Below are 19,966 nucleotides of genomic sequence, written 5' to 3'. Positions count from 1 at the left end.
ACATAAAGGAGGAGTTTTGATGGAAGAAACAAAGAAACGCTCTGCGATCAGTTGGGTGATCGCATTCGCAGGGCAGAAGAAGCCAAATTACGTAATGAGCGTCATTCTGGCAATGTGCAAGGTCGTGTTCGGGCTGATGCCGTATCTGTATATGGCGGATATTGTGGGCAAGCTGCTGGAGATGCACGCAGGCACACTGGATAAGGATATGTCAATGCTGACTGCAAGCATCATCAAAATGGCAGTGTTCTGGCTACTGTGCCGTATCTGCCATGCAATTTCTACAACACTTTCTCACGCAGCGACCTTTGAGGTGCTTGCCAATATCCGTCGCCAGCTTACAGAAAAGCTGTCAAAGCTGCCACTCGGTTCGGTGCTGTCACAGTCCAGCGGTACCTATAAAAACATCATCTGTGAGCGGGTGGATTCCATTGAAACCACGCTGGCACACATCATTCCGGAGGTGCTGTCCTCTGCATTCGTTCCGGTCGCACTCATCATTTACATGATGACGATCAACTGGAAGCTGACGCTGATCTCGCTGATCTGCGTGCCGGTCGGTGCAGCGTTTTTCATGCTGATGATGGTCGGCAGTCAGGAAAGCTATGAAAATACGGTTGTCAAAACGAAAAAGCTGAATGATACCGCTGTCGAATACATCAACGGCATTGAGGTCATCAAGGCGTTCGGCAAGGCAAAAACTTCCTATGAAAAATTCGTCATTGCGGCAAAAGAAGGTGCGGACTGCTTCATCGACTGGATGCGCCGCTGCAATCTCTGGCAGAATATTTCTCTGCTGATCATGCCATATTTTCTGCTTGGGCTGTTGCCGTTCGGTGCGCTGTTTTACATGAACGGTTCAGTTTCGGGCGCTGATCTGCTGATGCTAATCATTCTCTCCCTCGGTCTGGTTTCGCCTGTGATGACGATCGCTTCTTACTGGGATGGCATTGCGAAAATGGGAACGATCATCGGCGAAGCGACGGAGATCCTGGAGCGTGACGAGCTGATCCGTCCCGAGAAGCTGACCGAAAAGCCGCACGGTACGGATATTGTGCTGCATGATGTGCATTTCGGCTACAAAGATGAGGAGATCCTGCACGGCATCAACCTGAATATCCGGCAGGGAACGGTCAATGCGCTGGTCGGGCCGTCCGGTTCGGGCAAATCGACGATTGCAAAGCTGATTGCATCCTTCTGGGATGTGAACAGCGGAAGTATTTCCTTCGGCGGTGTGGATATACGCAATATCCCACTGGAACAGTATAACAGAAATATCGCCTATGTTTCGCAGGATAACTATCTGTTTGACGAAACGATCATGGACAATATCCGTATGGGCGACCCGAATGCAACCGATGAAGATGTCATGAATGCAGCGAAAGCCTGCGGCTGCCACGATTTCATCATGCAGCTCGAACACGGCTATCAGACGGTTGTCGGCGGTGCAGGCGGACATCTTTCCGGCGGCGAACGGCAGCGCATTTCCATAGCCCGTGCTATGCTGAAAAATGCACCGGTCATCATTCTCGATGAAGCGACTGCATACACCGATCCCGAAAATGAAGCGCTGGTACAGTCTTCTGTTGCGAAACTGGTACAGGGCAAAACGCTGCTTGTGATCGCACACAGGCTGTCCACGATTGCATCCGCCGATCAGATCATTCTGATCAATAACGGTAATGTTGAAGCAGCAGGCACACAGGAGGAATTGCTCGCAGATTCGCCGCTGTACCGGCAGATGTGGGAAACGCATATGGCTGTAAAGGAGGGTGCATGATGTTTGCAACACTGAAACGATTCTTTGATTTCTGCGATGTAGAAGACCGGAAAAAGCTGTATCTGGCGATCGGGCTCGGTACGGTCAAGGCGATCTTTGCGGCGCTGCGCATCTCAGCGATCGGCGTGATCGTCATGGGCATTCTGGACGGCAATATGACAAGCAAGAATATATGGTTAGCCGTTGCAATTCTCGCTGCATCGGTACTCGGTCAGCTTTTCATCAACCTGAAAACCACGATGCTCCAGACTGAAGCCGGCTATCATTCCTGTGCGAACAAGCGTATTGAAATTGCAGAGCATCTGCGCTATCTGCCGATGGGCTATTTCAACGATAACAGTCTCGGACATATCACCAGCGTGACCACAAACACAATGGAAGCGCTTTCCGATGTGGCAACGAGAGTTGTCATGCTGACAACTCAGGGTATTCTGACAACAATTGTTATCACTGCTTTTGTGTTCTGTTTTGATTGGAGAATCGGTCTGCTCCTGACTGCCGGTGTAGCAATCTATGCGCTCATCAACGGTGCAATGCAGAAAGCCACCCGCAAGGGCGCACCTGCGCAGCAGAAAGCAAACAGAGAGCTTGTTGCCGCAGTGATTGAGTTTGTGCAGGGCATTGCAGAGGTCAAGAACTATAATCTTGTCAGCAGCCGTGCAAAGAAGCTGGAAGCGGCGATCAAGGCAAAGCAAAACGGTGACACGCACCTTGAATATGCTGTGATTCCGTATATCACCCTGCAGGAAATCGTCACAAAACTGACCGGCGTTCTGATGTGCGCCGCATCCGTGTATTTCTATATAAACGGCAGTATGTCGCTGCTTTATTGTATCATGATGACGATCAGTTCGTTTATGATATATGAGAGCCTTGATGTGATGGCGGGTTTTTCCGCACTGATCCGAAGCGTCTCGATCTGCGTTGATCAGGCAAATGAGATTCTCTCCATTCCGGAAATGGACATTGAAGGTGCGGATATCACGCCGGCAAGCCACGATATCGAGTTGAAACATATCACATTTGCGTATGAAAACAGAACGATCATAGACGGCGTTGACCTGAAAATTCCTGAGCATACCACAACTGCGATCGTCGGCCCGTCCGGAGGCGGAAAGACCACATTGACCAGTCTTATGGCACGGTTCTGGGATGTAAAAAGCGGCGAGGTGCTGCTCGGCGGGAAAAATGTCAAGGAGTACAGCTTTGACAGCCTGATGCGGAATTTCAGCTTTGTGTTCCAGCGGGTGTATCTCTTTGAGGACACCATTGCGAATAATATTCGCTTCGGCGAGCCTGATGCACCAATGGAAAAGGTCATCGAAGCTGCGAAAAAGGCACGCTGCCATGACTTTATCATGAGCCTGCCGGACGGCTATGAAACCGTGATCGGTGAGGGCGGCGCAAGTCTCTCCGGCGGCGAAAAGCAGCGTATTTCTATTGCAAGAGCGATCATGAAGGATTCGCCCATTATCATTCTCGATGAAGCGACTGCCAATGTTGACCCCGAAAATGAAGCGGAGCTGACAAAGGCAATCGAGGAGCTGACCAAAGAAAAGACGATCATCATGATCGCACACCGCCTGAAAACAGTCGAACACGCTGACCGGATCATCGTCATTGACGGCGGTAAAATCGTACAGCAGGGCAAGCACGGTGAACTCATGCAGCAGGACGGTATTTATCGTACATTTGTAACAGACAGACAGAAGGCGGCAAGCTGGAAGCTGTGATCAATGTGCCATATGAAACGAAAACGAGCTTATACGCATTTGTATAGGCTCGTTTTTATTGTATCATATCAGGGTAGATATCCACGACAGCAATGCTGCGAACGGAAAGCTTAGCACGATATGTGCAAGATGGGTTTTCCAGTTATATCCGAACAGGTGACGGCCGTACACACCTTTTGTTTCGGGATAATAATGGGAAAAGAAGCAAAATCCGTTATTGCAGAGCAGTACCCAGTCAAAGAAACCGATGTCAAATGCTTTCAGACCGAGCAGCATGATCACAAATCTCAAAAAGAACTGCCAGAATCCGTAATCATTCCTGATCCCGTCCCAGGCACCCAGAACAATCGCGCCCAGCATAAGTACAAACGAAAGCCCGATCATCAGCCAGCCGATCGCATATTGTCCTTTGAAGCGTTCAGGCTTTCTATCCGGCACGGTCTCAACGATTTCCTTCGGGGCAGATGAAAAGAACCGTTTGTCCTGAATAAAACCGACGCCGCCCCACAGCATCAGGAACAGTCCCGCCATCATCATGACGGAAAACAGAATCGACAGCACCATTTTGTCCCTTCTTTCAGATGAATCATTATTTCTTAGCAATCACAGTGATCCACGGCTTTGACGGATGATGATCGGATTTCACGCTCGTAAACCCTGCCGCTTTCAGAGCTGCTGTTATTTCAGCAGGTGTATAGCAGCGCATACCGTCGATGATGGATTCAAACTTCTTGCTCGTCTGATCTTTTCCGTCAGACTCGTTGCATATCATAAAGTATCCGCCGTCTTTCAGAATGTTGGCTACCTGCGAAAAGCATTTTTCAAGTCCAGGCCAGAAGTAGATCGTTTCAAAGGCTGTTACAAGATCATAGCTGTCAGCGTCAAGGGGCAGCTTTGAAACATCGCCCTGAATCACTCTGCACCTGCCTGCGTCTATCATTGCCTGATTGTATTCCTTTGCCTTCTGGACTGAAAGTGCAGAGTAATCCATCGCAGTCACATTTGCCTGCGGATATTTTTTCAGCAGCTCTCCTGCATTTCTGCCTGCACCGCAGCCAAGATCGGCAGCCTTTTTTGGAGAGAGTTTCGGAAGATGCTCAAATCCCCAATCTGCCAGCTTTGCATGACCTGAATTCATTCCTTTCAGCATCATTTTCCCGAGTGTACCTTCGGGTTTTCTTGTCTGACTAAAAAACTTCTTCATGAGTCTCATAGTATTATCCTCCTCTGCGATTTTTATATCAGGTTCAGAATTCCGATCACCCCGAACATTGAAAGTCCGAAGCTCGGCATGATGATTCCGGGAAGATCCTGAAATTTTACAGGATCAATTTTTCGGCAGGTTGTTCCAATAATAAGGAACACGATCGGATTCAGAAGCACGCATATTTTCGGTACATCCAGTGCGCCGTTCAGAATTGCAATTATCACAAGAACTGTCGGTACAAGCAGCGTAGCATAGCCTAAAAGAAATGTCGGCATGATCTGTTTGTATATTTTTTCGAGAATATCATCGGCTATTTGCAGATCACCATGTATCATTGCACCTTTGTAGATCAGTGCCTGAACGCAGAGAAAAGCATGAATGAAAATGCCAGCCATCGCACCGAAATATCCGAAGCCTATCGTCAAATAGCCGAGCGACGAATGTGTTTCAGCTATCTGCATACCGATAGAATAAAAGCCGAGCCCTACCAGCGCATCGCCTATCAGTGCAAGAGCGATAGACAAACCAAATCTCCAGTCAGCCATTTTTAGCCAGTTGCTGTCGATATTCTTAGAAGTTCCGAGCTTTTCGTTGCCTTTGCCTTTCAGATCAAAGAGAATATCTCCCGTGCAGCAAAGCAGACCTCCGATCAGTCCTAATGCCGAAAATAATAAATACATACTATTATCCTTTCGTTTTATCTTATTTTTCTCACAACACAATGCAGACGGCAGAAACCTCGCTTATCAAAGGATTCCATGTGCAGTCCGGCATTATCGCACAGCTTCCGGATATCCTCTCTGCCGTAGATGCGTACATCGCCCTTGCCTGCAAGGTGTATCAGCGGCATTTCAATGTGATTGCAGAACCAGCGCACCGCCGCTGAATTCATCGTCATATCACGCAGGATCAGCCTGCCGCCCGGACGGAGGACACGGTAGACGCTGCTGAAGAAATCCTGCGGATTGGGATAATGATGAAAACTCTCACAGCAGATCACAACATCAAAGGAATCTTCGGCAAATGGCAGATTCTCGCAGTCACCGACCACAAGCTCTACTCCTTTCATATTCTTTCGCTTGGCGACTTCGATCATTTTGGGTGTCAGGTCAATGCCGGTATAATGCTTATCAGGATATTTACGATGCAGCAGCGTGAGCATCGGACCGGTTCCGCAGCCGCAGTCCAGAAGATCGGTGAACGGTTCTTTTTCAAGCTCAGCCAGCACATCCGGATAATCCTTTTTGCACATATTGTAGACGCCTGCATTGTCCGATTCATAGATCTCGGCAGCTTTGGTAAACTCCTTCACGGAGAGGTCTTTGTATTCTTTTGCAGTCATTTGTATACCTCCTAAAATCTTATGCTGCTTACCATACATGGTCGTTCTCAGCATAATTCTTCACCTCGCTATGACAAGCAGCATTGCCGCATATACAATAAAACTTGTACCCATAAATCCGATCAGCGGCAGCTTAGGAAATGCTTTTTTGACCGCAAGCATAGCGATCATCAGGAATATGGGATTGAATATGATCCACAGTCTTGATACAGGCAGAATGCCCTGCCAAATCGCCGCAGAGATCAGAAATGCAGGGAGCATGATCAGCGTAACGCTGCATACAAGTACGGGCAAAATGGTGAGCTTATCAGTTTCATGCAGAGCGTTTTCTGCGGATTTTAATGATGCCTCCTGAAATATATTCTTGTATACAAGCGGCTTGATACAGAAGACTGCGTGTGTGATAAGACCTGTGTAGCATCCGAGAAATGTGCAGATTTTCAGGATACTGCATATCGTATCATTTTCCTTTCCGATCATTTCAGCGAGCCGCCATATAACAAGATAGCAGCCGGGCTGACCGAGAAATGAAAGCAGAAACGACAGATAGAATCTCTTGGATGAAGCGGTCTGCCAGCCTGTCTGAATATCTTTGCGCTGACCGATCTTTTTATTATTTGCGTCAAAGAAATACGCAAGCGGCGTATCTGCAAGCGCACAAAGAAAGCCGCTTATGATGCCGAATATTCCGATCACAGTATCCATATTTTATCCTCCGTCTTTTATATAAGTACCGCAAGTGCAAGAAACATTGCTGCATTGACAATATTTCCGCTTCCTGCGACCTTGAACGGTGATATGATTAGGAACAGCGGCAATGTGTTAAAGATACACGCCCATTTCGGCAAAGTGGTCGTACCTGTAAAAACTGCAATGAAAAATGCGACCGAAAAGATAAGCAGTCCGGTATAGCATACGATCATTGTTGCTGATGTTTTCTTAAAAAAATCAAATACGGCTTTTCTTGCATCATCGGTTCGTCCGAGCTTAATATAAAGCCATTCCACCAGACCGCATATCACATGATGCGGTATCACACAAGTCGTAAACAAGACAGCACCGATCAGCATAATAAATGCATAAACGCTTGAAAACTGCCGCATCCACTCGCTCAGAGCAAGAAATCCGCAGAATGACATGACAAGCGCAAAAACGCCAAGCATAATAGAACGCATCGGTCTTTTCAGCGGCATATCCATGAATAATTCAGAAAGCTGTTCATTATCATTCAGCATTTTGGCTGAAAACCTGCCGTCAGGCGTATATGTGATAAGGCAGTCGCAGTACCAGCACATCAAATGACCGATAAATGCGGTCAGCAAACATAGTTTCAGCATTATTTATCCTCTCTTAAACGGAATACAGCGATTGACACGCTTGCAGTAATCCTCATACTCCTGACCGTAAAGCGCACGCAGCCATTTTTCTTCCGTTTGCTTCATCAGAACCGTCATGAAAAGCCAGTAAACAAAGGGCAATACAAAGAAGAACGCATTTCCGATCATAAGAATAAAGCCTGTGCAGGCAAACATACAAGCTGAATAGATCGGATTCCGCACCCAAGAGTAAATACCGGTCGTTACAAGATGATTTTTCTTGATATTGTCATCTAGTTTTGATACGATCACCGCCATGATCCACATAACTGCTCCGATCACGACAAGGACGCTTCCGAGTATTATCAGTATTGCTTTGATATTTGTGAGCCTTCCTTCTTCAAATACGGACAGATTTCTGCAAAGGAAAGCGATCAGCGTAATCATTGCAATGGTGTAAACATAGATCGGTCCGACACCGAACAGCGGCAAATGTTCTTTTTTCTTCATCATATCACCTTATTTCCATATCACCAATCGGAGGATCGCATAATCTATCCCCGAAAACAGCAGTGCCATAATGCTTGTATACACGCACCCAAGCAGAAAGCCCTTGAAATGGTAAAGATAGTCCTTATATCCCATGCAGCCCTCTGTTCCGCTTAATACGATCCATTTCGGCGTGATCGTGCATACGATAAGCCAGTCCATGACCAGCAGATCAACCACATTCCATGTCATAGCAATGATGAAGATATATTTCAACACTTGCAAAAATGAAGCCTGTTCGCTGTGGAATCGGAGTAATCCGAATGCAAGGAGTACACCAAATATGATGAGACCACCGACTGCGCCGAATCGTTTGGCAGCTTTTTCTTGTGCTTTTGACGGCTTCTCAATGGTTGCCGCAGCCTGAATATCTTTCGGATAATCGTGAAGCATCGAAAACGGATAGAATTTCAGAATCAGAAATACATAAACGTTCCACATGACCGACCAGATCAGACCGTAACCCAATGCCTGAAGCATCATACTCACTTCTTTCCGATCAACAGTGACGAACCCTTAAGTCCGAGAATATGGGCTTCGCCCTTTGACATGAACATACCGTTTGTCGTGTCGATCAGTTCGACAACCTCATAGCCCTCGTCATACAGTTCACTGACAAACTGTTGCATATCGCCGTAGCGAGCCTTTGACATGATATCATGAATGGCGAACGTTCCGCCTTTTTTCAGCACACGCAGAGTCTCACGAAGAAGCTCCTGTTTGTTTACACCTGCAATATTGTGATAAACATAATTGCTTGTCACTGCGTCAAAATACTTATCAGGATAATCGAGCTTGCAAGCATCGCCCTGATGGAATTCCGTATTCTGAACGCCCTCTGCATCTGAATTATCTTCGCAGAGCTGCTGACTGAACGACGCATATTCCTTGCCCCAACGGTCAATACCGATCATTCTGCCCTGCGGATTCCGCTTGGCACAAGCAATGGTGAGCGCTCCGCTGCCGCAGCCGACATCCAGTCCGATACCGCCTTCCGGCAGTGTGACATATTTTGCAGTACCTTCAACGATCTCTTTCGACAGCTGGCGGTTGCCGTCATAGGAGAATTTTCCGTGCGCATAAATGCTCCTAGCCGTCATTGCACCGCAGAGAAGTGTGCCTGCTCCTGCCGTTCCGACAAGTGCTTTTTTCAGATTCGGATTCATATTCACACACATCAGTGCTGCTGTTCCGACACCGAGAACCGCCGTTCCTGCGGTCAATGCCGTAATCATTCCGTTGGGTACCCAGTTCTTATAATTTGCACTCATGATGATTCTCCTTTACTTTTTGCTGAAAAAGCCTTTCTTCTCATACGGTTCGCAAGTTACACTCATTACAGTATAACCCGAACCGTCCAGTGCGGCGGTTACTGTTTCTGAAGTCAGTTCATTTTCGCTGATAATGACTGTTTCTCCTTTTTTATGAGAAGAAGATACTTTCTTTACGGGCATCTTGTTCCGAATGGCATCGTTGATATGGGATTCGCACATTCCGCACATCATGCCGTCAATTTTTACTGTTATCTTATACATAGCTTTTCAGTCCTTTCGTTTTTACATTTTACGAGGCAGTACCTTTTTATTATTGATCGAATTTGAACAGCTTTTTCGTGATATTGTAATTCACCACAGCAACCGCTATTCCAATGATAATGACAACAGGCAATGCCCATGCAGGGCTGTAATTCATAAGAGCTTCTGCATATCCGGCAGGCATTTCCTCAACGGCACACTCGTAGGTGTAATCACGGTTGAACCAGATCTGTCCGTAATAACCGAAAGTTGAAAAGGACATGATCACCGCAGCGATCAAATTGCCTGCAGCGTTATACTGAAAAATCAAGCGGATGATCTCAGCAAGGATTGCGACGATGATAACCGGCAAACAATGCCACAAGTTTGCGTCCTGCATTGCGAAGAAGGTTATAAGCATACCAATCGACAAACAGCAGGCAGCACCAAACGCTCTGATCTTATCAAAGGCTTTGGCGGCGACACCTGTTACAATCAATCCGGCTGTGATCTGATAGCAGACAAAGAATATTGGTTGTATCGAACCCAATACGCAGACTATAAACGACATCACAACATACAGGACAACATAAAGAAGCATCCACAAAGCATTTTTCTTGTTCCATTTATTTTCCGTTCTCATGCTCGTTTCTCCTTTTTGAAATAGTTTTGTATCAGCCGCATCACTTCATCAAATGCAGGCTTGCAGCCGGGAATGAAATATTGCAGTGCATAACAATGATGCATCCCTTTTCCGACATGAATGACACACTTCGCACCCGCTTTTCGATAACTCTCCGCATAGCTCGGCGCAAAGGCATACAGCGTTTCGGCGCTGCCGTAATAGAAATGCGTTATGGGAGCGCCCCGAAAATCTCCGTGCGCAGTCGCAATGTACTTTTCAGGAATGTCTTTGCCGTGACACATAATCTCACGGGCGGTATACATATACCCCGCCGGTATCATGATGTCATGTTCATCCAGTTTATTGATTGCCGCTTTTTCAGCTTGTGTAACCGGAACGCTACCCGGTGAGACCGGCACCAGCAGTCCGGGCATCGGAATACTGCTGCCGCTGTCATTCAGCTCATTGATATATGTGATAAGATCGAGTATCAGCGCACCGCCCGAGGAAAAGCCAAGAAACACGATGTTTTCTGGCTTGTAAAACGTGAGCATTTTTGCATAGCACTCATAGATCATCTGCACATTTTCAAGCATATCGTGTTCGTGGCAGAGGGGGTAATACGGGAACCATACATCGGAATTGGTTGTTTCAGCGATCTTTCGGGAAAGTCCCACATCTCCCTTATCAGAGCCGAGTATCATGCCGCCGCCGAATACAAACAATATCGCTTTATCTCGCCGTTTCTTTTCAATGTCAACTTCAATGCAGTGATACTGTCCCCGTATCAGATGATCGGTATAGTGTGCCTTGTTATCTGTCGGCATAATAAAATGACGGTTTTTTGCATTCATTTTCGCCGCTTTTGCAAGAACTTCTTCCTTTGTACCGATAAGGCTGTCCCGTATCTTTGCAACCTTCACGATTGCTTTTACCAGCCTGTACATCGGACTGTTCAGCGCATCAGGTGCTGTTACCACCTTATCATGTTGATCGAATTTCATAAAATAGCCCCTAACGTGACAGATTGATCAGTTTGTCGTGACAGTAATCGCCGTCAACCTTGTCGGAATATCGAATGAATTTTGCGCTCCTATGCAGCACGCACATACACAGGTCATTATTGCAGAATGCCTTGCAGAATTTCCGGATATGATAATGCTCAAACAGCTTGACATAGGCACAGGTATGTATCTTGTATTCCAGCTCACGGTCATTATAGTGATAGGATTCATAGAGGACTGATCCGTCCTGATCCCGCGTCTTTTTATCCTTGTCCAGCCAGTTTCCGCAAAGACGATATCCTTTCCCGAAGAAATCAGCAAGCCGGATAATCCCTTCTACCATACGCAACTTATCAGCCATGATATACGTTCCCCACGCTTCTATTGCTTCGTCCATTGAATAGCCGAGCTTCAGCATGATCTGTGCAAATGTAATTCCCAAGTAGACCTTATCCGTTCCGATGGAAGGATAGTTCTTTCGATACTTCTGATACATTTCTGAATTCAGGTGTGCATTGTAACGCTGATAAAAAACGTGCTCAAGTCTTTTATAATCACTTCTGCCGAGCATTTTCATTGCCTTAGAGAACATTTTTGCGTATTTTCTTGTTTTATCTTTCATCATTTTTTCCTCTGCGCAAATCTCATTGTCAGCAGCAAGCCGCCGAACATCCAGATATTTCCGATACTGATCCATGCGGCGGTCAAACCGTTTACAACAGCATGATTTCCGACGAATTTCAACAGCATTGTCGCCGCCATACCGACCGGCATAGAGAATATCCAGCACCACTTCGGATACGGAGTCAGTCCTTTGGCAAAAGCACTAATCTGTGCTGAACTCATAACAAAGAAGAATATCAGAAACAGTATCATTGCCGGCAGCAGGAAGTAAACGCCAAATTTTATTGTCAGATCATATGCGTTCTCAGGCGATGCAAGCATCATATGGTTATAGAAAAACACAGTCGAGAGGCACGGCACATGAACGCCGCAGGCTGCAAACAGCATATACCCGAACACGCCGCTGCGGAATATATGGGCGTGTTTCCTACTGCCGCTTGCAATCAGCCTGTAGATGCCGAAATAGCAGAGTCCTTCCAGTGAAATACCGATCAGACCGAGAAAAGCAGACCAGAACAGCTTGCCGTCCGATAAAACAAGATACTGCGATAGCTTCTTTTCCAGTCCCGTCAGGCTTTCATCGTACACGCCGTATCCGAGCAGCCAGTCCCCGACAAAAGTCATGCAGCCGCCGAGCAGTCCGATGAGAAATAGTTTGCGGATACGTTTCCAGTCGAGGGTATTGTCGATGCCGATATCATTGTAATTGCTCAAAATCATGCTCTTTTCTTTTTGGTGATGATCGAATCCATAGCCTTTGAGAACAATTCCGGCTTTACAACAGCCAGTCCGCCATGTCCGAGATCACGAAATTTCCGAATTCTGCAATGGGGGAAATGCTTTCTGATATAGGAAATATCCCATTTTCGCTCTTTCAATTCCTTTTCAGCAAGCCAGTATTCCATATTCGTATCGCTTGCATCAAATGTACTCGGCATACTGTAATTATTGCAGGACTCAAATGTCCGCCAGACCGTTTTGGCACTCATAAAATGCAGTACCTTTGCGATATACCGCAAATCATCCTCAGAATAATCATCCGCCGCAAACGCCTTTGTCAGCAGTTTGATTCCGCCGAGCTTTCCCATATAGATCATCAGGAAATCACGGACAGCGATACATCTCGTTAGCAGATACGGAAGCTGATACGGTGTGATACCGCCGTCGATCACCGCATTCCTGATCCTGATCTGATGATCGGCTAACATACGGATCACAATACTGCCTCCCATTGAACAACCATACAGGCAGGAAATATCGCAGTATCCGTGCGCTATAAGCCATGCTTCAAGTTCTGCTGCAATTTCTTCTACGCTTGTAAAATCATCGGTTTGATCGGGATCATAGCCGGGCAATGCCGGAATAATCAGGTGATATTTCTTCTCCAGTATCGGAATCACATTCTCAAAATAATCCCACATCACAACAGAGGGATGAACCAGCACAATCACTTGCTGATGTTCTGTACCGAACTCATGAATCGTCATTATCTCACTTCTTTCGTTTTTTATAAATGCAGACCGCAACAGCTGACCCGCCTGCAAGCAACAATACCGATGCAACCTTTCTGCGCCTTGCTGACGGATCACATACGGTGATCTTTGTTCCGTGATCGTAGATTTTATGAATTTCATCCCATGACGGCATCGCCTTCCGCAGCTTATCCCATTCCGGCATTCTTTGTTCGGGCTGCGCCTGCCGCAGCATTTCAAACGCTGTATCGAGCCATTCCATTTCCGTGACTGCATTCCGGCAATGGTCGGTCGCAGCCAGCTCACCGAGCTTTGTTTTGCTCATGATATACATGATTGCTGTCAGAACAGCCAGTTTCGGCTTGCTTCTGAAATAATCCGCATCACCCTTCGGACGGATCTCAATTCCGCAGGCAGCAATCAGGTCGTATGCTTCTTCTGCGGCTTTCATCATAGATGCAATGTCTTTTCCGTTCGCTTTCCGCAGATCACAACCATAATGATAGCTGAGATAAACGATCGGCAGGATGAACGCTGCGTGACAGTGCAGCCAGCCTTCCATATCATCTTCAAAGGTCAGCCGATAGCCGGTATCTCCGAATGCTTCAAGCAGTGTTTGCTGTTCATTTGCAGTCAATGCACGATGTAATCCGCCGATTGTCATAGAGCCGGCGCCGACGTGAAGGCAATTTACGCTTCCGGCACTGCGGACACCTGCCGTTCCCTGAAAGCCAAACAGAACAGTTTTCGGAGATTCGGATAATGCAAGTATTTCACGCTCCATGTCAGCAGCTTCGGGATTGTTGCCGACCAGAATTACGACAGGTGTATTAGCTTTCGCTAACTCGTGGAGAACATTTCTCTGCTGACAGCCCTGCATGACAGAGAATACAAGGTCAAAGTAGTCATCGGGCAATTCTTTTGCAACGTTGGGATGATCGACAGTATCCTTATGCTGTAGCTGATGATGAATACGCAGCCCGTTTTTCTGCAATACATCGCCCCATGCGCCTTTGGAAACGACCGTTACATCATTGCCTGCTCTGCAAAGCGTATGAACCAAAAGAGAACCGATCACGCCGCAGCCGTAAACCAGTATTTTCATAATAAATCATCCTTTCCGGTAGCAAGTCCAATCACCGCTGCCAATTTATCATTGCTGAAACCAGCACCGCAAGTCCTGCAACGATCAGCGCGCCGACCACCCAAATCAGGGCAAGGAAGGAACGCTTTTTCAAGACCTGTGTCCAAGTCTGCACGAACGGAATATCCTCCGTACCTTTCAGGATCCAGAATTTGCTGTGTCCTACCCACAGCTTGTCGATCACAACACCATCATAGATATTCATGACTTCAAGAAAGAGTAGTGCCTGTAAATAGGCATTCTTGAAATCAATGACACGATTCCACACGGCAATGATAAGTACAAGTGCAGACAGCATTACGATATAGAACAGCGTCATAAAGCGTTTGCACTGCTTTTTCACAGTCTCCCTGTCAGTCAGGCCGATCTCATATGCCCGTTCCTGCACCGCTTTCGGATAGAAATACAGTCCGTTTATCGCTCCGCCTCTGACAGAATATCTGACTATTGCTGTGAATAACAGGCAGTATAAGCATAATTGTACATATATCATAATACATGCTCCCGACTAACCAAGTAAAGCACCGATACCCGCAACGATCAATCCTGTCAGCGGACAAAACAGAAACGTCCAGAAGATGCCGTGTTCAGGTACAGCGAGCTTCTTCCATTCCTTCCATTCCCAGCCCGGATGATTCTCTGCCCCCTTAATCAGTCCCTTATCCATGACATAGATTCGTCCGAGAACATCCAGCAGAATGAAATCGCTCACGCTGACAAACATCATTTCAATGTACCCCGTCCAGAAAAGGTTTCGGAAACCGCTGACATCGGCAAAATGAGCGCTGACCGCCATATATAGAAACATCAGCAGATACATAGGATACAGAACAAGGTGCATGACACGGAGTTCTTTCCGTGTAACATACGGCTTTGCAGCTTCTTTGATGCCTTTCGGAAACATCATTGCATAAGCCTGCGGTACGACAAAGAAAAACAGTCCGACAACCGCATTAAACAGGATACTCAGGACAATACCGTCCAGAATCGTTCTTGACCAGTTCATAGCAGCCTCCTACATTCTTGAAAACACAAACGCCAATACGAAACAGCATATCAGCATAAATACACTTTGTCCGAGATGCTGTTTTCTGTTATATCCGAATTGCTGCCAGCCTGCACAGCCTTTGGTTTCGGAGAAGAAATGGGGAAAAAAGTATGTTTTAGTCAGAAGGAAATAATCAAGAGCAATAATATCAACCCCCTTTATGCCGAAAGCAATGATAAGAAAACGCAGCAGATACTGACTGTATGTAAAATCATGATGCACACCGTCAACACCGCCGAAAATGAATACACCGACAAACAGCAGAAACGTAATAATGATAAGAATACTGCCGAATACTCTCGGTGCTTTTGGCTGTCTGTCGATTTCATCAAGCCGAGGTTGCAGAGCCTCCTGCACATCTTTCGGAAAGTTCTTTGCCAACCCCCCGATACGGCATAAAAACGGTTGCTGTCAGTATCATCAGACACAGCAGGATGATATTGCAGATTGTCAGAAGAATTGTCATAAGCATCAGAATCTACCTCTTTATCGTATCAGCGACACAATCAAACCAACGATCGCAGCCGGAATCAAAGCAAACAAAAGCCCCGGAAACAGCATTCCTTTCAGATGAAACCATTTCTGATGATAGGCTTTGTCCATGTGCTCCGTTCCTTCAAGACGAAACCGCTTCATATTGGCGAAAAGCACCCAGTCAATAAAGAATGTATCATAAGCCCCGATCCACGCCATCATGCCGAATGCAAACAGAAAGCCTTGTGTAAAAGACTTTGCTCCGGCAAGCAGCGCCATGATAACAAGTATCACAGCAAAACAAAGAAGTGCGATTGACTTTGTAATGATCACTCTTTTTGAGAGCGGCGCAGTCGGTATCCGTTCATGCGTTTTGAAGTATTCCTCTTGTATATCGGGCGGATAGTTTTCGACCTGCACAGTATTATTTCCGCCTGTGGTTTTGAAGCACATGATCGTGAACAGTACGGAAAATACAGCCATTTCAACGAGAATAACAGGGATACTCATATCAGTTCACACCTTCCTTGCTGTACATCAGATCATATATCATACAGCCTGCCGCCGTTCGTGTCTGCATCAGCTTCATGCCGAGATGCACATAACGGTCGCATTTTCCCTTTGCATCGGTGTCCAGAATGCAGGGACAGCCGTTTTTGTCAGCCACTTTATAGGCAAACTCCATGAGCTTACGCATATAGCCCTGTCCCTGATACTGTTCTGTTACGATCAGCATCTCGACCTTGACGTAGGGCTTTTTCTGCTTTTTCATCTGTATTTCAAGCGGTTTTTTATCACAGCCGCTGTTTGCCTGCTTCAGAAATGAAAACAGCTTTCCCCAGCCGCCGAGGGCGTTTTTCATACGTCTTGCCATTTTTACGATGCTCCGAAATCCCGGGTGATTGCCCTTCGTGTCGGTGATGAGGATATAGCCCTCGCCGTGGTCGGTGCTGTAAAATGTTCCGCTTTCAATGCCTGCGATGACAAATGCCTTCATGTATTCGGTCATTGCCGCCTTCGAGGGAAAGAACGGCTTTAATCCGCCTTCCCCGGGTTCATAGGGATAATCCCAGAACGACGCACCGATCAGGGCAGAGATCTCATCTATTTTCTCTTTTGATAACGAACGTACCTTTTTCAATACTATGACCTCCAGTCACAATATAGTTAGCATAGACAAACTCATGATTATATTATAGCATATGCTAACTCAAATTGCAAGATGCTGCAAGAAAAAAGCCGTCCAATTATGAATGGCTTTCTATGATATCTTCTGTACGAAATAGATATGGTGCTGTGTTTTAACTCTCATTTGTGAAGAATTGACGCAGCCTGATATCTGTATCTTTATTCAACTCGAAATTTTCGACCACCTGTCCTTTTTCCAATCTTACGATATGGTCACAGCAGGAGAGTATAAATTCAAGATCGTGCGTCACAATAAAAACAGTTTTCCCCATGTCACGAAGCTTCAAAATCTCACCCGCAACCTGTTTCATATGGGCAAGATCAAGTCCGCTTGTCGGCTCATCGAAAATTAGAATAGGCTTACTCGAAGCAATGCCCGATGCAATAGCTGTCCGCTGCTTCTGACCGCCGGAAAGTGCCATAGGATGTTTATCGCTGTATTCGGACAGATCAAGCTGAGCGAGTATTTCGTCACTGCGATGCGTTTTCTCTGTGTCTGTTATCTGCTTATCCGTGATGCTCAGCATCACTTCGTCCCTGACACTTTCGGTAAAGAGCTGATGATTGACGTCCTGCATGATCATATAGCAGATTTTCAGGCGCTCTTTTGCTTTGAATGTTTTGCCGCCAAGCGTGAGCGTGCCTTTACATTTCTTTTCAAGTCCGCAGATATTTCGCGCAAGCGTGCTTTTGCCCGCACCGTTGTGACCTATGATCGCAATGGCGCTTCGTGCAGGCAGTTCCAGTTTCGGGATATTGATCCCATGCTTTCCGTCTTTGTAGGTGAAAAAGAAATTTTCAAGGGTAAGCGTTTCATCCGGTCTTGATCGTCTTTCACGAGTATATGTAACATCTGTGAGCGACAGCGGGCGTATGCCCATTCGTTCGGTATCCGCAAAGGTCAGAGCTCTGATCTCATCTGCTTGCAGTTCCTTCACGATTCTGCCGTTATCGAGCAGCAGCATTCTGTCCGCAAGCTCACGCAGGAAATAGAGCCGGTGCTCTGCGATAATGATAGTTTTGCCCTGTGATTTCCAGTCGGCAAGAATGGTTTTCAGCTTTTCTATCGCACTGCTGTCAAGGTTCGAGGAAGGCTCATCAAGCACCATGATATGGGGTGAAAGTACGCTGACACTTGCACAGGCGATGATCTGCTTTTCGCCGCCCGAAAGCTCGAATATACTGCGGTCGAGTAGCCGTTCAATGTGCATTTCATTCGCCACATCGTTTTTGCGGGATACGATCGCTTCCGGCGGCATCCCGATATTTTCAGCGCCAAATGTGATCTCACCGTCCGTGTCGATCGCAAAGAACTGACTTCTCGGATTCTGGAATACTGTTCCCACAACACCGGCAAGATCGTATAGCTCTGTTTGAGCTATATCCCGACCATTCACAATGACACTACCTGTCAGCTCTCCTTTGTAATAATGCGGAATCAGTCCGTTGATCAGTCTGCCGATTGTCGTTTTTCCGCAGCCGGAAGCACCGCAGAGGAGAACCACTTCACCGTCATGGATCGTCAGCGACAGGTCATGCAGTCCGCCCTCATCAGTGCCTTTGTATCTGAAATTGACATTTTTGATTTCGATCATATCATCTCACCTGAAATATTTTGAGATTATAAACAGTACCATACTTGCTGCGAAAACAGCTATCATCAGCCAGTCTGCTGCCTTCAGTTTTAATTGCACGGGACTGGTTCGTCTGACCGGTGCGCCTAAGCCCCTTGTGACCGCTGCAGCCGATAATTCTTCACCGATATTCAGGCAGGAAAACATCAGCGGAACAAGCCGGTATTCGATCATTTTTGTGATCCTTCCGCCTGCAAATGAAATGCCCCGCATTTTCATAGCATCGTTTATACTGAGGTATTCCTCTTTGATCGTCGGGAAGAAGCGCATCACAACAGCGAGCGAAACAGATATGCCGTCGGGAACGTGCATCTTTTGCATAGCCGACATGAATTCACCGATCTTTGTTGTGTGTATCACATACCACGCCATGATCATCGCCGGCATAAACTGCGCTACAATCCCGCAGTAGCCGACCAAAAGCGCCGAAAAAACGCCTGTTGATTCCGCAGAAATGTAGTATTTCAGCAAGAAAAGCGCCGCCCCGTAGCACAGCAAAAAGCGAAGGGCAGACACATATCTGCCCTCGTTTGCCAGCAGGAACACAGGGATCAGCGTAACGATGATCCTGACTGCCCATTCCATCGCTGACACCGCATTGACCATCACGATAAACGAAACAGCGAATATCATAAACAGCTTCGTGCGGGGATCAAGATGAATCTTTATCATACGATACCTGCTTTTTCAAAGTGCTTTCTGACAACTGCCTTGCCGACATATGCACCGATCACGCCGAAAACAAAGCAAAGTGCCAGCAGAATCGCAATCGTTTTGCCGTTGATCGCACGGAACAGCGCATCACAGTATTCCGCAGAATAACCGCCATCAAGAAAGCTCTTGCGATAGTCCTTTGCAGTCACAATTACCGGGAAGTAGTTTGCGCAGATCCAAAGGCAGAAAACGCCGTGACTGAGCGCCGTCATCTTAAAGCTCTTGTAGCCGCCCTTTTTGGCAATCAGATCCGCGATCAGTCCCGAAAGGATGATAAGCGGTGCGCCGAGCCAGCCCATACCAGTCACAAACATGATAATTGCGATCAGAATGGACATGATCGTAATCATGCCGAATTTCTCGACCTTCGTGTAAAACAGCATCATCGGTATCGAGCCGACCAGCGGGATCAGCACCACATAGGATGCGACAATGTACGGGTGGATAAAGCCCAGCATTCCGCAGGCAAATTCCACGACAAAGATCAGCGCCGTGAAAATGCCGATCGTGATAAAGTCCTTTACTTTCAGCTTGTTATCTTTCATGATAAACCTCCTGTAATATTCAGTTAGCGTATGCAAACCGATTATATTATACC

General features: G+C 46.7%; 26 protein-coding genes. 2 read left to right on the top strand and 24 right to left on the bottom strand.

Annotation, left to right across the window (positions count from 1 at the left end; genetic code table 11):
• Positions 1-19 precede the first annotated feature (19 nt).
• Both CD05_RS0100725 and CD05_RS0100720 read left to right on the top strand, forming a co-directional pair.
• The gene (locus CD05_RS0100725; protein ID WP_028508881.1) at positions 20-1,780 is read left to right on the top strand and encodes an ABC transporter ATP-binding protein; all 1,761 of its coding nucleotides are present in this window, start codon (positions 20-22) and stop codon (positions 1,778-1,780) included.
• A complete protein-coding gene (locus tag CD05_RS0100720; protein ID WP_028508880.1) occupies positions 1,780-3,513 on the top strand; it encodes an ABC transporter ATP-binding protein in 1,734 nt (577 codons plus the stop codon). The genes CD05_RS0100725 and CD05_RS0100720 overlap by 1 nt, the downstream gene beginning before the upstream one ends.
• A gap of 63 nt (positions 3,514-3,576) precedes the next feature.
• Here the strand turns inward: CD05_RS0100720 and CD05_RS0100715 are convergent, their stop codons facing one another.
• The 24 genes from CD05_RS0100715 to CD05_RS0100600 form a co-directional block, all read right to left on the bottom strand.
• Positions 3,577-4,077: a hypothetical protein gene (locus CD05_RS0100715; RefSeq protein WP_028508879.1), complete on the bottom strand. Its 501-nt coding sequence runs from the start codon at positions 4,075-4,077 to the stop codon at positions 3,577-3,579.
• 25 nt (positions 4,078-4,102) lie between these two features.
• Positions 4,103-4,726 carry a class I SAM-dependent methyltransferase gene (locus CD05_RS0100710; protein WP_028508878.1) on the bottom strand — a complete coding sequence of 208 codons (624 nt, stop codon included), beginning with the start codon at positions 4,724-4,726 and terminating at the stop codon, positions 4,103-4,105.
• A 23-nt stretch (positions 4,727-4,749) separates the two neighbouring features.
• Positions 4,750-5,400 (bottom strand): DUF6796 family protein, encoded by a 651-nt coding sequence (locus CD05_RS0100705; protein WP_028508877.1) that lies wholly within the window; start codon positions 5,398-5,400, stop codon positions 4,750-4,752.
• Positions 5,401-5,417: 17 nt separating this feature from the next.
• On the bottom strand, positions 5,418-6,062 hold the full coding sequence (locus CD05_RS0100700) for a class I SAM-dependent methyltransferase (RefSeq protein ID WP_028508876.1): 645 nt from the start codon (positions 6,060-6,062) through the stop codon (positions 5,418-5,420).
• A 60-nt stretch (positions 6,063-6,122) separates the two neighbouring features.
• Positions 6,123-6,767 (bottom strand): DUF6796 family protein, encoded by a 645-nt coding sequence (locus CD05_RS0100695; RefSeq protein WP_009985257.1) that lies wholly within the window; start codon positions 6,765-6,767, stop codon positions 6,123-6,125.
• A gap of 17 nt (positions 6,768-6,784) precedes the next feature.
• Entirely contained in the window at positions 6,785-7,399 is a 615-nt protein-coding gene (locus CD05_RS0100690) for a DUF6796 family protein (protein WP_156947239.1), read from the bottom strand.
• A 3-nt stretch (positions 7,400-7,402) separates the two neighbouring features.
• Positions 7,403-7,891 carry an isoprenylcysteine carboxylmethyltransferase family protein gene (locus CD05_RS0100685; RefSeq protein WP_084262058.1) on the bottom strand — a complete coding sequence of 163 codons (489 nt, stop codon included), beginning with the start codon at positions 7,889-7,891 and terminating at the stop codon, positions 7,403-7,405.
• A gap of 6 nt (positions 7,892-7,897) precedes the next feature.
• Positions 7,898-8,410 (bottom strand): hypothetical protein, encoded by a 513-nt coding sequence (locus CD05_RS0100680; RefSeq protein ID WP_028508873.1) that lies wholly within the window; start codon positions 8,408-8,410, stop codon positions 7,898-7,900.
• A 2-nt stretch (positions 8,411-8,412) separates the two neighbouring features.
• On the bottom strand, positions 8,413-9,198 hold the full coding sequence (locus CD05_RS0100675; protein ID WP_028508872.1) for a class I SAM-dependent methyltransferase: 786 nt from the start codon (positions 9,196-9,198) through the stop codon (positions 8,413-8,415).
• A gap of 12 nt (positions 9,199-9,210) precedes the next feature.
• Positions 9,211-9,462 (bottom strand): heavy-metal-associated domain-containing protein, encoded by a 252-nt coding sequence (locus CD05_RS0100670; RefSeq protein WP_028508871.1) that lies wholly within the window; start codon positions 9,460-9,462, stop codon positions 9,211-9,213.
• A 49-nt stretch (positions 9,463-9,511) separates the two neighbouring features.
• Entirely contained in the window at positions 9,512-10,084 is a 573-nt protein-coding gene (locus CD05_RS0100665) for an MptD family putative ECF transporter S component (RefSeq protein WP_028508870.1), read from the bottom strand.
• The gene (locus CD05_RS0100660; protein ID WP_028508869.1) at positions 10,081-11,070 is read right to left on the bottom strand and encodes an alpha/beta hydrolase; all 990 of its coding nucleotides are present in this window, start codon (positions 11,068-11,070) and stop codon (positions 10,081-10,083) included. Before CD05_RS0100660 ends, CD05_RS0100665 begins: the two co-directional genes overlap by 4 nt.
• Positions 11,071-11,080: 10 nt before the next feature.
• Positions 11,081-11,695 carry a hypothetical protein gene (locus CD05_RS0100655; protein ID WP_198021556.1) on the bottom strand — a complete coding sequence of 205 codons (615 nt, stop codon included), beginning with the start codon at positions 11,693-11,695 and terminating at the stop codon, positions 11,081-11,083.
• Positions 11,692-12,414, bottom strand: a complete 723-nt coding sequence (locus CD05_RS0100650; protein WP_028508867.1) for a DUF6796 family protein — start codon at positions 12,412-12,414, stop codon at positions 11,692-11,694. The genes CD05_RS0100655 and CD05_RS0100650 overlap by 4 nt, the downstream gene beginning before the upstream one ends.
• Positions 12,411-13,181 (bottom strand): alpha/beta hydrolase, encoded by a 771-nt coding sequence (locus CD05_RS0100645; protein WP_028508866.1) that lies wholly within the window; start codon positions 13,179-13,181, stop codon positions 12,411-12,413. The genes CD05_RS0100650 and CD05_RS0100645 overlap by 4 nt, the downstream gene beginning before the upstream one ends.
• A gap of 4 nt (positions 13,182-13,185) precedes the next feature.
• Positions 13,186-14,271 (bottom strand): 2-dehydropantoate 2-reductase N-terminal domain-containing protein, encoded by a 1,086-nt coding sequence (locus CD05_RS16835; protein WP_051588738.1) that lies wholly within the window; start codon positions 14,269-14,271, stop codon positions 13,186-13,188.
• Positions 14,272-14,302: 31 nt separating this feature from the next.
• Entirely contained in the window at positions 14,303-14,803 is a 501-nt protein-coding gene (locus tag CD05_RS0100635; protein ID WP_028508865.1) for a hypothetical protein, read from the bottom strand.
• A gap of 15 nt (positions 14,804-14,818) precedes the next feature.
• Positions 14,819-15,316 (bottom strand): hypothetical protein, encoded by a 498-nt coding sequence (locus CD05_RS0100630; RefSeq protein ID WP_028508864.1) that lies wholly within the window; start codon positions 15,314-15,316, stop codon positions 14,819-14,821.
• Positions 15,317-15,325: 9 nt separating this feature from the next.
• Positions 15,326-15,739: a hypothetical protein gene (locus CD05_RS0100625; RefSeq protein WP_028508863.1), complete on the bottom strand. Its 414-nt coding sequence runs from the start codon at positions 15,737-15,739 to the stop codon at positions 15,326-15,328.
• Between the two features lie 105 nt (positions 15,740-15,844).
• On the bottom strand, positions 15,845-16,342 hold the full coding sequence (locus CD05_RS0100620) for a hypothetical protein (RefSeq protein WP_028508862.1): 498 nt from the start codon (positions 16,340-16,342) through the stop codon (positions 15,845-15,847).
• 1 nt (position 16,343) lies between these two features.
• The gene (locus CD05_RS0100615; RefSeq protein ID WP_028508861.1) at positions 16,344-16,973 is read right to left on the bottom strand and encodes a GNAT family N-acetyltransferase; all 630 of its coding nucleotides are present in this window, start codon (positions 16,971-16,973) and stop codon (positions 16,344-16,346) included.
• A gap of 160 nt (positions 16,974-17,133) precedes the next feature.
• The gene (locus CD05_RS0100610; RefSeq protein ID WP_028508860.1) at positions 17,134-18,615 is read right to left on the bottom strand and encodes an energy-coupling factor ABC transporter ATP-binding protein; all 1,482 of its coding nucleotides are present in this window, start codon (positions 18,613-18,615) and stop codon (positions 17,134-17,136) included.
• A gap of 6 nt (positions 18,616-18,621) precedes the next feature.
• Positions 18,622-19,326, bottom strand: a complete 705-nt coding sequence (locus CD05_RS0100605; protein WP_009985242.1) for an energy-coupling factor transporter transmembrane component T — start codon at positions 19,324-19,326, stop codon at positions 18,622-18,624.
• Complete coding sequence (locus tag CD05_RS0100600) at positions 19,323-19,913, bottom strand: MptD family putative ECF transporter S component (protein WP_028508859.1); 591 nt, start codon at positions 19,911-19,913, stop codon at positions 19,323-19,325. Before CD05_RS0100600 ends, CD05_RS0100605 begins: the two co-directional genes overlap by 4 nt.
• Positions 19,914-19,966 lie beyond the last annotated feature (53 nt).

The sequence above is a fragment of the Ruminococcus sp. NK3A76 genome (genome assembly GCF_000686125.1).
GTDB lineage: Bacteria > Bacillota > Clostridia > Oscillospirales > Ruminococcaceae > NK3A76.
This window is presented reverse-complemented; position numbering and strand designations above follow the sequence as displayed.